Origin of the sequence: Klebsiella pasteurii, assembly GCF_018139045.1 — a bacterium.
Classification (GTDB): Bacteria; Pseudomonadota; Gammaproteobacteria; order Enterobacterales; family Enterobacteriaceae; genus Klebsiella; species Klebsiella grimontii.
The window spans coordinates 4,189,022-4,201,872 of the sequence record NZ_CP073236.1; the positions used below are offsets into that span (position 1 = coordinate 4,189,022).

The window sequence follows — 12,851 nt, forward strand, 5'->3', positions numbered from 1 at the left end:
AAGGAGTAAAGCATGAAAGCGATTATGTTGATGTTTGATTCGCTGAATAAGCGCCTGCTGTCGGCCTACGGCAGCGACAGGGCGATCACGCCGAATTTTCAGCGGCTGAAGGAGCGTACGGTTCGTTTTGATAACGCCTATGTCGGCAGCATGCCCTGCATGCCCGCGCGCCGGGAGCTGCATACCGGACGCTATAACTTTTTACATCGCGGCTGGTCACCGATCGAGCCGTTCGATGATTCGGTTCCGGAGCTGCTGAAGAAGAACGGCATTCACACCCATCTGGTGACGGACCATAAACACTACTGGCGCGACGGCGGGGCGACCTATCACTCTCGCTACAGTACCTACGAGTTTGTGCGCGGTCAGGAGGGCGATGCCTGGAAAGGCGTGGTAAATAAGCCGAAATACCGCTACGAATCCGGCGAGCCGGAGGAGATCAAACAGCGGCGCATCGCCAGCCGGGTTCAGCATCAGATCAACGCGCAGTTTATGCAGAACGAAGAGGATCATCATCTGGCGCGGACGATTGGCAAAGGGCTGGCGTTTATCGACGCCAACCACGCCAGCGACAGCTGGTTTCTGCAGCTGGAGTGTTTCGATCCGCATGAGCCGTTTTTTGTGCCGGAAAAATACCTGAAGATGTACGGCATTGACGATCCCGCGCAGTTCGACGGCTGGCCGCCGTACTACTTCGTCACCGAAAGCGCCGAACGCAAGAGCGTGATCCAACGGTACTACATGGCGCTGCTGACGATGGTGGATGCGTACGTCGGGAAGGTGCTGGACTATATGGATCGTTACGATCTGTGGCGCGACACGCTGCTGATCGTCAACACCGACCACGGTTTTCTGCTCGGCGAGCATGAGTGGTGGGGGAAAAATATCATGCCGCTGTATAACGAAGTGGCGAATGTTCCCTTATTTATCTGGCATCCGCAGTACGGCGGCGCGGGCGAGTCTCGTCAGGCGCTGGTGCAGACCATCGATCTTCCCGCGACGCTGTTGGACTGTTTTGGCCTGAATAAACCGGCGGATATGCAGGGCGTCTCGCTGTTGCCCGCGTTGCGCGACGATACGCCGGTACGCGACTATGCCCTGTTTGGTTATCACGGCTGCCATATCAATATTACTGATGGTCGCTATGTTTATATGCGTTCGCCCGTTGAGCGCGGCGTTGATGGCCTGTACGAATACACCCTGATGCCAACGCGGATCAACCGCCGCTTTACGCCGCAGGAGCTACGCGCAACGACGCTGCATCCGCCGTTTCGCTTTACCAAGGGCTGCCCGGTAATGAAAGTTCCCGCCGAGTCGGTAATGACCCGCGGCGCCGATCGCTTTGGTCATCGCTTGTATGATTTACAGAGCGATCCGACGCAGCAAACCCAGTGTCGGGATCAACAAGCGGCGCGGCGACTGCGGGAGCAGATGATTTTCATGATGCAGGAAAACGATGCGCCCGGCGAACTGTACGCGCGCTACGGGCTGGACGATACGCAAGGCCCGCTGCTCGGGCGGGATCCGCATCTGCTGCCGGAGCTGTCCGCTTTTGCGCCGCAGGTGCGCTACGGGCTGTATGCGTTGCTGCAGCATCTGGAGGGGGGCGGACAGAACGCTCTGGCTGAAAAGCTGCGGGCCGCCTGTCAGCCGAACTGGGATCGGCAAAATTTGTGGGCGTTCGTGCAGAACGAGGTTCCGGAGGAGCAGCATCAGAGCGTGTACTATAAGATGGCGTTAGAAATGCGACTTGATTAAGGGGTACCCCCGGCCACGGCCGGGGAACAGGAGTGCGAAGTTAATGAAAGAAGAACTGGACTATTCTCGCGGGGCGAAGCCTTTGTACGCCCAGCTATACGACATCCTGCTGGAAAAGCTGAGGTCCGGAACCTACAAGAAGAATGATGTCCTGCCTACCGAAGCCGAATTTGAAGAGCTGTTCGGCGTTAGCCGCATCACGGCCCGGCGCGCGCTGGCCGAGCTTGCCGCAAAAGGGCTGGTCAAACGCCAGGCCGGTATTGGCACAATGGTCATCAGCACCTCCGAGAAACAGGGTGTAAAAACCCGCATTCGACTGATTGACGGCCAGCAGCAGCACTCTATTTCGCGACATAATCTGACACTTGAGCTGCTCTTACCGCCGCCGGAAGTGGCGCAGGCGTTCGTGCTCCCGGCGGAGCAGAAAATTCAGCGTCTCACCCGTACGATCTATCGACAAAACGAACTTCCCGCGCAGGTAAACTATATCTGGCTGACGCCGCGTCTGGGCGAACTGACGTTAGACGCATTTAAAGAAGGATTGTACAGCGCGCTGGAACAGCGCGGCGAGAATATCGATAGCTATAAAGACACCATTACCGCCGAGCTGCCGACGACCCAGGACTGCGATATTTTGCAGGTTGCCGCAGGCGAGCCGCTGCTGGTGAAGACTCGCCAGGGATTTAACGATCGCGGTGAGCTGGTGGAATATACCATCGCCCGCCATATCGCCAGCTGCTATCAGTACATTGTAGAGAACAGTTAATGGCAGAATTTACCGGGCCATCAAAGCAGGGGAAATTAGCATGATTCATGGCTGCCACGTGATGGCAAAGCCGAGCGGCTCGGTGTGTAACATCGATTGCACCTACTGCTTTTATCTGGAAAAAGAAGCGCTTTATCCGGAACGGAATAAAAACTGGCGCATGTCCGATGAGACGCTGGAAAACTATATTCGCCAGCATATTGCCGCCCAGTCCGGCGATGCGGTGACCTTTGCCTGGCAGGGCGGCGAGCCGACGATGATGGGGCTGCCGTTCTTTCGCCGAGTCGTTGAGCTGTGTGACAAGTACGCCAACGGTAAGAAGATAGAACATGCGCTGCAAACTAACGGCGTACTGGTGGACGATGAGTGGGCGCGTTTTTTTGCCGAGCAGGGTTTTCTGGTGGGCTTGTCGATAGACGGTCCGGCGCATCTACATAACCAGTACCGCGTCAACCGCGCGGGAAAGGGAACCCACGAGAAGGTCGTTGCGGCGATGGCGCTATTGAAGTCCCATAACGTTGAGTTCAACACCCTGACCGTGGTCGGCAAGCATAACGTTGATCACGCCCGCGAAGTGTACGATTTCCTGCTGGCGGCCGGTTCGCGCTATATGCAGTTTATCCCGCTGGTCGAACGGATGAGCAGCGACGCCTCGGCTCCGCTACAGCTGGTACTGCCGGGGGAGAGCGCGGCGCGGCTGGCGCCCTGGACGGTACCCTCCTGGCAGTTCGGCGAGTTTCTTAACCAAATTTTCGATATCTGGGTGCGTCGCGACGTCGATCGCGTCTATGTGCAGATGTTTGACGTCGCCCTGGCGGCGTGGACCGGCCAGCCGCCGGTGCTGTGCGTACATTCGGCCACCTGCGGCCACGCTTTTGCGCTGGAATCGAATGGCGATCTGTATAACTGCGATCACTATGTTTACCCGGAGCACAGGCTGGGCAATATTCATCAGCAGAGCATCCGGGAGCTGAACAATAGCGCGCAGGCCATCGCCTTTGGTCAGGCGAAGCAAGAGACGCTAACGGCAGATTGCCGCCGCTGCGAGTTTCGTTTTGTTTGCCACGGCGGCTGCCCGAAGCATCGTTTCGCCGTTTCCCCGAGCGGCCGTCCCGGCCACAGCTATCTGTGCGCGGGCTATCAGCACTTTTTCAAACACGTGACGCCATATATGAACGTCTGGCGGCAGCTCCTGGACAACGGTTATCCGCTTCCGGCGATAATGCAGTGGCTGGCGCAAGAGGCGCAGCAGGCGCCGATGATGGCTTCCCGCAACGACCCTTGCCCCTGCGGCAGCGGGCGTAAATATAAAAAATGCTGCGGCGCGCAGCATTGAGAATGCTGAACCAGCAAGGTAGCGTCCAATGGCTGGAGGTTGTTCAGGGCGGATCTCTTTGACTACCGTTTAACGTTTTCTGAAACGAGGCTGTTGCGACTGTCCGGAGGTGAAAAGTGAGTGAACACCACGATCGAAAAGACTTTTTGCGTTTTGCCATAAACCTGGGTAACCCGGTTCTTACGACACTGTTGCCGGGAGGTGCCCCGGGGGGGATAACCGTTGAGCTGGCAAAGAGGCTGGCGGCAGAGAGCCAGCGCGAAGCGCGGTTTGTGACCTGGCCGACGGCCGGGCAGGTCGTGGATGCTGCGCTGCAGGATCAATGGGATATCGCCTTTCTGGCTATCGACCCGGCGCGGGAAGATAAGCTTCGCTTCACGCCGCCCTACGTCACCATCGAAAGCTCGGCGATGGTTAAAAAAGAGAGTGAAATAGGGTCGGTTCAGGAGATGGACCGAGAAGGTGTGGTGATAAACGTGGGCAAAGGTGCGGCCTACGAGCTGTATCTGATTCGCACGCTAAAACACGCGACGATGCGCCAGTACGCCACTTCTCAGGAGGCTATTCAGGCGTTCATCCACGGCGAAGGCGATATGGCGGCCGGTATTCGCCAGCCTCTGGAGCAAGCCGCGCAGGAAAACCCGGCGTTGCGCGTTCTGCCCGACAGCTTTAGCCAGATACGCCAGGCGATATGCGTACCGCGCAATGCGCCGCAGCATTATGAATTTATTTGCCGCTGCCTTTCTTCATGGATAGCGGACGGTACTATTGCCGGGATGGTGAAGCGCCATATCGGCAATAGCTGAACTTTAACCGCGCTTACTGCCATGCTGGGCAAACCAGGCCAGCATCCGTTGCCAGCCGTCCTTCGCCGACTCTTCATGATAGCTGGCGCGATAGTCGGCATTAAAGGCGTGGTCAGCGTGCGGGTAAACCACGATCTCCGCCGTGGCGTTGGCCGCCCGCAGCGCCTGGCGCATGGTTTCCACCGTATCCTGCGGAATGCTGTCATCTTTCGCGCCATAGAGCCCTAAAACCGGCGCGTTGAGATCGACGGCAATATCGACCGGATGCTTCGGCGAATTCAACGTTTTCTCTCCGACCAGTTTGCCGTACCAGGCGACGGCGGCTTTTAGCTGAGGGTTATGCGCAGCGTACAGCCAGGTAATGCGCCCGCCCCAGCAGAAGCCGGTAATCAGCAGGCGATGGGCATCGCCGCCGTGGCGGGAGGCCCAACTGGCCACGTGATCGAGGTCGGCCAGCACTTGAGAGTCCGGCACTTTTTTAACCAGCCCCTGGAACAGAGAAGGGATGTCGCTGTAATCATTAGGGTCGCCCTGGCGGAAGTACAGCTCTGGTGCGATAGCCAGATACCCCTCCTTCGCCAGACGGCGGCAAATATCGCGGATATGTTCATGCACGCCGAAAATTTCCTGAACCACAATAACGACCGGCAGCGGGCCGTCGACGTTCCCCGGGCGGGCGTGGAATGCCGGCATGTTATCCCCCTGCGAAGGGATTGATGTCTCTCCGCAGACGATGTTCTCATCTGATGTGTGAACGGCAGTTGAGGCGTGCGGCGTGGCTGCAGGTGCAAAGCCGGTTTGCTTAATTGTCGTCATGGTATTCTCCGTACCCTTAATTTATTAGCGCAGCAATAACTATAGCTGCTCTGGACAGGACGTTAACCAAACACAGTGCCCGAAACAGGCTATCTTTTGTTCAGGCTTCCGCGATTTCGCTTGTTAATGTGATGTATATCACTATTTTATGGAAAGTTATTGCAATGAATTTCATTCATGGTGATTGTTGTCACAAAATTGAACCGACAGCTTCTGTAAAGTACCGTTTTGCTTCTGCTGATAATTCGACCCACAGAGGAGTTTTTTATGTCCAAGTCTGATGTTTTTCATCTCGGCCTCACCAAAAACGATTTACAAGGGGCTACGCTGGCTATCGTCCCTGGCGATCCAGAGCGTGTGGAAAAGATCGCCGCGCTGATGGATAAGCCGGTTAAGCTGGCATCTCACCGTGAATTCACCACCTGGCGCGCGGAGCTGGACGGTAAAGCAGTGATTGTCTGCTCCACCGGTATCGGCGGCCCATCGACCTCTATCGCCGTGGAAGAACTGGCCCAGCTCGGCATCCGTACCTTCCTGCGCATTGGCACCACCGGCGCCATCCAGCCGCACATCAACGTAGGCGATGTTCTGGTGACTACCGCTTCTGTGCGCCTGGACGGTGCAAGTCTGCACTTTGCGCCCATGGAGTTCCCGGCGGTGGCTGATTTTGAATGCACTACCGCGCTGGTTGAGGCGGCGAAATCTATCGGCGCGACCACCCATATCGGCGTGACTGCCTCCTCCGACACCTTCTATCCGGGACAGGAACGTTACGACACCTTCTCCGGCCGCGTTGTGAGCCGCTTTAAAGGCTCGATGGAAGAGTGGCAGTCGATGGGCGTGATGAACTATGAAATGGAATCCGCCACGCTGCTGACGATGTGCGCCAGCCAGGGCCTGCGCGCCGGGATGGTTGCCGGGGTTATCGTCAACCGTACCCAGCAGGAAATTCCGAACGCGGAAACCATGAAGCAAACCGAAAGCCATGCGGTGAAAATTGTCGTGGAAGCGGCGCGTCGCCTGCTGTAGTTCTTCTCCTTTCCGAAAAGGGCCGGACTCTCCGGCTCTTCTTTTTTGCGTAGCGCCTCGCAGGAAAACCCTTTCCAACTGGACGTTTGTACAGCACAATTCTATTTTGTGCCGTAAGTGGTTGCCGCAGGGGGCGTTGTGGATATTTCGATTATTATGAGTGCCGTTGCGGCGCTAGCCGTGGGCCTGATTGTTGGCTGGCTGGCGACGAAAGCGCACGCCGATCAAATTCGCGCCGATCTTATTGAAGAGCGGCGCGAGCTGGATATTGAACTGAGCGCGGCCCGCCAGCAGCTGGTGCAGGAGTCCCACTGGCGAGAAGAGTGCGAGCTGCTCAATAACGAGCTGCGCAGCCTGCGCGATATCAACGCCTCGCTGGAGGCCGATCTCCGTGAAGTGACAACCCGCCTTGAATCCACTCAGCTGCATGCCGAAGATAAAATCCGCCAGATGGTCAACAGCGAGCAGCGGCTTAGCGAGCAGTTTGAGAATCTGGCGAACCGCATCTTTGAGCACAGCAACCGACGGGTGGATGAGCAGAATCGCCAGAGCCTGCACGGCCTGCTGACGCCGCTTCGCGAGCAGCTGGATGGTTTTCGCCGTCAGGTGCAGGATAGCTTTGGCCAGGAAGCGCGGGAGCGCCACACCCTGGCTCATGAAATCCGTAATCTCCAGCAGCTTAATGCGCAAATGGCCCAAGAGGCGCTGAACCTGACTCGCGCGCTTAAGGGCGATAACAAAACCCAGGGCAACTGGGGCGAGGTGGTATTGACCCGCGTGCTGGAAGCGTCCGGGCTGCGGGAGGGTCATGAATATCAGACCCAGGTGAGCATCGAAACGGACAACCGCTCGCGGATGCAGCCCGATGTGATTGTCCGTTTGCCGCAGGGGAAAGACGTGGTTATCGATGCCAAGATGACCCTGGTGGCCTACGAACGCTATTTCAATGCCGAAGATGATTACACCCGTGAAGCGGCGCTGCAGGAGCATATCGCTTCCGTACGCAACCATATGCGCCTGCTGGGGCGTAAAGACTACCAGCAACTGCCGGGATTGCGCTCGCTCGACTACGTTCTGATGTTTATCCCGGTGGAGCCAGCCTTCCTGCTGGCGATCGATCGCCAGCCGGAACTCATTAGCGAAGCGCTGAAAAACAACATTATGCTGGTGAGCCCGACCACGCTGCTGGTGGCGCTGCGGACTATCGCCAATCTCTGGCGCTATGAGCATCAGAGCCGTAACGCGCAGAAAATTGCCGAAAGAGCGGGGCGGCTGTACGACAAAATGCGCCTATTTGTTGACGATATGTCCGCTATCGGCCAGAGCCTGGATAAAGCCCAGGATAACTACCGCCAGGCGATGAAAAAGCTCGCTTCCGGGCGAGGCAACCTGCTGGTGCAGGCGGAATCATTTCGCGAGCTGGGCGTGGAGGTTAAACGTGGGATTAATCCTGACTTAGTCGAACAGGCAATCACACAGGATGAGGAATACTTCCTTACAGATGACGGTAACGTTCAGGAAGATAACAATTTTTCTTCCGATACGGCCGCTGCCGCCGCATATGATAACCGCCCTCAGCCGCGTTGAAGCGTATGGGAAGTGCGCTAAACCTGTTACACTCAACGAACATTTTCTTGATAAGTAAGCAGGCATTGAGATGGTTGAGGATTCACAAGAAACGACGCATTTTGGCTTTCAGACTGTCGCCAAAGAGCAGAAAGCTGACATGGTGGCGCATGTATTTCATTCTGTGGCCGCAAAATATGACGTCATGAACGACCTGATGTCGTTCGGTATTCATCGTTTGTGGAAGCGTTTCACCATCGACTGCAGCGGCGTCCGCCGCGGGCAAACCGTATTGGATCTGGCGGGTGGTACCGGCGATCTGACGGCGAAATTCTCTCGTCTGGTGGGAGAAACCGGCCGCGTGATGCTAGCGGATATCAACGACTCAATGCTGAAAATGGGCCGTGAGAAGCTGCGCAACATCGGCATCGTCGGCAACGTGGAATACGTCCAGGCAAACGCTGAAGCGCTGCCTTTTGCGGACAATACCTTTGATTGTATTACGATTTCCTTCGGCCTGCGAAATGTGACCGATAAAGAAAAAGCGCTGCGCTCCATGTATCGCGTGCTAAAACCGGGCGGTCGTCTGCTGGTGCTGGAATTCTCGAAACCGATTATTGAGCCGCTCAGCAAAGCCTACGACGCTTATTCCTTCCATATTCTGCCGCGCGTGGGTGAGCTGGTTGCTAAAGATGCCGAAAGCTATCGTTATCTTGCTGAATCTATTCGAATGCACCCCGATCAGGAGACGCTGAAAGGCATGATGCAGGACGCAGGGTTTGAAAGCGTCGACTACTACAACCTCACGGCAGGTATCGTTGCGCTACACCGCGGTTATAAGTTCTGACAGGAGAGACGATATGCCTTTCAAACCACTGGTTACCGCCGGTCTTGAGACGGTCCTCAATGCTTTCCTCTGGCGCGATCGGGCGCTGAAACCCGCCCGCCAGCGTCTGCTGGGGAAAGTGCTGCGCGTCGAGCTGCAAGAGCTTTCCGCACCTGTGGTGCTGGTTTTTAGCGAGCGTCAGGTAGACGTGCTGGGCGCATGGGAAGGCGAGGCTGACTGCACCGTGCGTACCCGCCTGAGCGTGCTTCCGCAGCTGCGCAATCGTCAGCAGCTTACCGCGCTGATTCGTAGCGGCGATCTCGAAGTAGAGGGCGATCTGCAGGTGGTGCAAAATACCGTCACGCTCTGCGATCTGGCGGAGTTCGATCCGGCTGAACTGCTCGCCCCGTATACCGGTGATGTTGTTGCGGAAGGCTTCAGTAAAGTATTACGCGGCGGCGCTCGTTTTCTTCTGCATGGCGCTCAGCGCCAGCAGCGCTATGTCGCGGAAGTGATTACCGAAGAGTGGCGTCTGGCGCCTGGGCCGCTGGAGCTGGCCTGGTTTGCAGAGGAAACCGCTGCGGTGGAACGAACCCTGGCCGCGCTGGAAAAACGGCTGGAAACGCTGGAGGGCAAATGACGCCAGGAGAAATACGGCGCCTGTATTTTATCGTCCACACCTTTTTGAGCTACGGGCTGGATGAGCTCATTCCCAAAATGCGTATCACGCTGCCGCTGCGAATCTGGAGGCGGATGCTCTTCTGGATGCCCAATCGCCACAAAGATCGTCCTCTTGGCGAGCGACTGCGTCTCGCATTACAGGAACTGGGGCCAGTGTGGATCAAGTTTGGCCAGATGCTCTCGACCCGTCGCGACCTGTTTCCGCCGCACATTGCCGATCAGTTGGCCATGCTGCAGGATCGCGTCGCGCCTTTTGACGGTCTGCAGGCCAAAAAGCAGATTGAGCAAGCCATGGGCGGCCTGCCGGTAGAAGCCTGGTTTGATGACTTCTCGATTGAACCGCTCGCTTCCGCTTCTATTGCCCAGGTGCATACCGCGCGTCTGAAAGAGAACGGCAAAGAGGTGGTCATTAAGGTGATCCGCCCGGATATCGTTCCGGTTATTAAAGCGGATATGAAGCTCATCTACCGTCTTGCCCGCTGGGTGCCGCGTCTGTTACCGGACGGCCGTCGCCTTCGCCCGCAGGAAGTGGTTCGCGAATACGAAAAAACGCTGTTGGATGAGCTCAACCTGCTGCGTGAATCGGCGAACGCTATCCAGCTTCGCCGCAACTTCGACGAGAGCCCAATGCTTTATGTCCCGGAAGTTTATTCGGACTACTGCAGCGAAGGCATGATGGTGATGGAGCGGATTTACGGGATCCCGGTGTCCGACGTCGCCGCGTTGGAAGCGCAGGGGACTAACATGAAGCTGCTGGCCGAGCGTGGCGTGCAGGTCTTCTTTACCCAGGTTTTCCGCGACAGCTTCTTCCATGCTGACATGCATCCGGGCAATATTTTTGTCAGCCGTAATCATCCGGAAGATCCGCAGTATATTGGTATTGACTGCGGTATCGTCGGTTCGCTGAACAAAGAAGATAAGCGCTATCTGGCGGAGAACTTCATTGCCTTCTTTAATCGGGATTACCGCAAAGTTGCGGAGCTGCACGTTGATTCCGGCTGGGTTCCCGCGGATACCAACGTTGAAGAGTTCGAGTTTGCTATTCGTACCGTCTGCGAGCCTATTTTTGAAAAACCGCTGGCGGAAATCTCGTTTGGCCACGTGTTGTTGAACCTGTTTAATACGGCGCGACGTTTCAATATGGAAGTGCAGCCGCAGCTGGTTCTGCTGCAGAAGACATTACTTTACGTAGAAGGTGTAGGTCGCCAGCTCTATCCTCAGTTAGACTTGTGGAAAACGGCGAAACCGTTCCTTGAGTCATGGATCAAAGATCAGGTGGGCATTCCAGCTCTGGTTCGGGCGTTTAAAGAAAAAGCGCCGTTCTGGATCGAAAGAATGCCGGAAATACCGGAACTGGTGTACCAGAGCCTGCAGCAAAGCAAGCAGCTGCAGAATAGCGTCGATACCATCGTGCGCGACATCCAGGTGCGGCACGTGCGCCAGGGTCAATCCCGCTATCTGTTTGGTATAGGCGCGGTTTTATTACTGAGTGGTACGCTGCTATTCATTCATCGTCCCGAGTGGGGCATGATGCCCGGCTGGCTGATGGCCGCTGGCGTCGTAACCTGGCTTATCGGCTGGCGAAAGACGAACTGACGGCGGCCGCCTTTATCACTGCGCATAATGTGTATAATGCGTCCTAATAATTCATCATCTGTCATAGGGGAATGTGTATGGGTGGTATCAGTATTTGGCAGTTACTCATTGTTGTCGTCATCGTGGTTCTGCTTTTTGGGACAAAAAAGCTGAGCTCGCTCGGTTCAGATCTAGGGGCGTCGATCAAAGGCTTTAAAAAGGCCATGAGCGACGAAGATAAACCGGAAAAATCCGCACCCGATGCCGATTTTGCGGCGAAAACCCTTGCTGATAAACCGGATGATGTAAAGAAAGACGAGACTAAACGCCACGACAAAGAGCAGGTGTAATTCGTGTTCGATATCGGTTTTAGTGAGCTGCTGCTGGTATTCGTGATTGGCCTCATCGTTTTGGGGCCGCAGCGACTGCCGGTAGCGGTAAAGACGGTGGTTAGCTGGATCCGCACGCTGCGGTCGCTTGCGGCTACCGTACAAAATGAAATAACGCAGGAATTAAAACTGCAGGAGTTTCAGGAAAGCCTTAAAAAGGTGGAAAAGGCCAGCCTGGACAACCTGACGCCCGAGCTAAAAGCTTCAATGGATGAGCTGCGTGAAGCGGCTGAATCTATGAAGCGATCCTACTCCGCCCACGATCCTGAAAAAGCCAGCGACGAAGCCAACACCATTCACAACCCAGTCGTTAAAGGGAGTGAAGAGCAGCGCAAGGACGTGACGCCGGCGACGGCTGAACACCAGGTCAGTGCGCCGGAGCATGCGCCTGACCCCGTGGCTGAAGAGCTTCCCGCTTCGCAGAGTGAAATCCCGGTAGTGAAAGTAAAAACTGCCGTGGCGGCTTCCGATTCCTCCTCCCCTGTACCGAGTGATAAACAGTAAAAATGGGCGTAGACGATACTCAACCGCTAATTACGCATCTGATCGAGCTGCGCAAGCGCTTGATCAACAGCATTCTTGCGATTCTGGTCATTTTCCTGGCGTTAGTCTATTTCGCCAACGATATCTATCAGCTGGTTTCCGCGCCGCTTATTCGGCAGATGCCGGTTGGCGCGACCATGATCGCGACGGATGTGGCCTCGCCTTTCTTCACGCCGATCAAGCTGACCTTTATGGTATCGATAATTTTATCGGTACCGGTCATTCTGTATCAGGTCTGGGCCTTTGTGGCGCCAGCGCTGTATAAGCATGAGCGTCGGTTGGTTATGCCGCTGCTGGTCTCCAGTACGCTGCTGTTCTATATCGGTATGGCTTTCGCCTACTTCGTCGTTTTCCCGCTGGCGTTTGGTTTTCTGACCCACGCGGCGCCTGAAGGCGTACAGGTCTCTACCGATATTCGCAGCTATCTCGACTTTGTGATGGCGCTGTTTATCGCGTTTGGCGTCTCGTTCGAGGTTCCGGTGGCCATCGTGCTGCTGTGCTGGATGGGCGTCACCACGCCGGAAGACCTGCGTAAGAAACGTCCCTATGTCCTGGTTGGCGCATTCGTTGTGGGGATGCTGCTGACTCCGCCGGACGTGTTTTCGCAAACTCTGCTGGCGATTCCGATGTACTGTCTGTTTGAGGTTGGGGTCTTCTTCGCGCGGTTCTACACCGGTAAACGCCTTACGCGTGACGAGGATGCCGCTGCCGAAGAGGCGCAGGGTAAAGAAGAATAACGCTCAACCGCCCGCCAGGGCGG

At 56.1% G+C, this 12,851-nt stretch carries 13 protein-coding genes; 12 read left to right on the forward strand and 1 reads right to left on the reverse strand.

Annotated elements, in window-relative coordinates; genetic code table 11:
• Window positions 1-12 precede the first annotated feature (12 nt).
• The 4 genes from KCG39_RS19665 (at window position 13) to KCG39_RS19680 (ending at window position 4,666) form a co-directional block, all read left to right on the forward strand.
• Complete coding sequence (locus KCG39_RS19665; protein ID WP_049114615.1) at window positions 13-1,758, forward strand: sulfatase; 1,746 nt, start codon at window positions 13-15, stop codon at window positions 1,756-1,758.
• A gap of 43 nt (window positions 1,759-1,801) precedes the next feature.
• Window positions 1,802-2,524, forward strand: a complete 723-nt coding sequence (locus KCG39_RS19670) for a GntR family transcriptional regulator (protein WP_004127511.1) — start codon at window positions 1,802-1,804, stop codon at window positions 2,522-2,524.
• A gap of 40 nt (window positions 2,525-2,564) precedes the next feature.
• Complete coding sequence (locus tag KCG39_RS19675) at window positions 2,565-3,860, forward strand: anaerobic sulfatase maturase (protein WP_139529209.1); 1,296 nt, start codon at window positions 2,565-2,567, stop codon at window positions 3,858-3,860.
• A 116-nt stretch (window positions 3,861-3,976) separates the two neighbouring features.
• Window positions 3,977-4,666 carry a transporter substrate-binding domain-containing protein gene (locus tag KCG39_RS19680; RefSeq protein ID WP_004127518.1) on the forward strand — a complete coding sequence of 230 codons (690 nt, stop codon included), beginning with the start codon at window positions 3,977-3,979 and terminating at the stop codon, window positions 4,664-4,666.
• 3 nt (window positions 4,667-4,669) lie between these two features.
• Here KCG39_RS19680 and KCG39_RS19685 read toward each other — a convergent pair whose 3' ends face one another.
• Window positions 4,670-5,482: a dienelactone hydrolase family protein gene (locus tag KCG39_RS19685; protein WP_123828586.1), complete on the reverse strand. Its 813-nt coding sequence runs from the start codon at window positions 5,480-5,482 to the stop codon at window positions 4,670-4,672.
• Between the two features lie 267 nt (window positions 5,483-5,749).
• On the opposite strand from KCG39_RS19685, the gene udp reads away from it, so the two are divergent.
• The 8 genes from udp to tatC all read left to right on the forward strand — a co-directional run bounded on the left by udp (window position 5,750) and on the right by tatC (window position 12,828).
• Entirely contained in the window at window positions 5,750-6,511 is a 762-nt protein-coding gene (udp, locus tag KCG39_RS19690; RefSeq protein WP_004127525.1) for a uridine phosphorylase, read from the forward strand.
• Between the two features lie 138 nt (window positions 6,512-6,649).
• Entirely contained in the window at window positions 6,650-8,098 is a 1,449-nt protein-coding gene (gene rmuC / locus KCG39_RS19695) for a DNA recombination protein RmuC (RefSeq protein ID WP_004127527.1), read from the forward strand.
• Window positions 8,099-8,168: 70 nt separating this feature from the next.
• Complete coding sequence (gene ubiE / locus KCG39_RS19700) at window positions 8,169-8,924, forward strand: bifunctional demethylmenaquinone methyltransferase/2-methoxy-6-polyprenyl-1,4-benzoquinol methylase UbiE (protein ID WP_004127530.1); 756 nt, start codon at window positions 8,169-8,171, stop codon at window positions 8,922-8,924.
• 13 nt (window positions 8,925-8,937) lie between these two features.
• Entirely contained in the window at window positions 8,938-9,543 is a 606-nt protein-coding gene (ubiJ, locus tag KCG39_RS19705; RefSeq protein ID WP_004127533.1) for a ubiquinone biosynthesis protein UbiJ, read from the forward strand.
• A complete protein-coding gene (gene ubiB / locus KCG39_RS19710) occupies window positions 9,540-11,180 on the forward strand; it encodes a ubiquinone biosynthesis regulatory protein kinase UbiB (protein WP_004127535.1) in 1,641 nt (546 codons plus the stop codon). Before ubiJ ends, ubiB begins: the two co-directional genes overlap by 4 nt.
• 77 nt (window positions 11,181-11,257) lie before the next feature.
• Window positions 11,258-11,509, forward strand: coding sequence for a Sec-independent protein translocase subunit TatA (tatA, locus tag KCG39_RS19715; protein ID WP_004127537.1), 252 nt, complete (start codon window positions 11,258-11,260; stop codon window positions 11,507-11,509).
• A 3-nt stretch (window positions 11,510-11,512) separates the two neighbouring features.
• Window positions 11,513-12,052 carry a Sec-independent protein translocase protein TatB gene (tatB, locus tag KCG39_RS19720; RefSeq protein ID WP_142467943.1) on the forward strand — a complete coding sequence of 180 codons (540 nt, stop codon included), beginning with the start codon at window positions 11,513-11,515 and terminating at the stop codon, window positions 12,050-12,052.
• 2 nt (window positions 12,053-12,054) lie between these two features.
• Window positions 12,055-12,828, forward strand: a complete 774-nt coding sequence (tatC, locus tag KCG39_RS19725) for a Sec-independent protein translocase subunit TatC (protein WP_004107787.1) — start codon at window positions 12,055-12,057, stop codon at window positions 12,826-12,828.
• The last annotated feature ends 23 nt before the right edge of the window (window positions 12,829-12,851 follow it).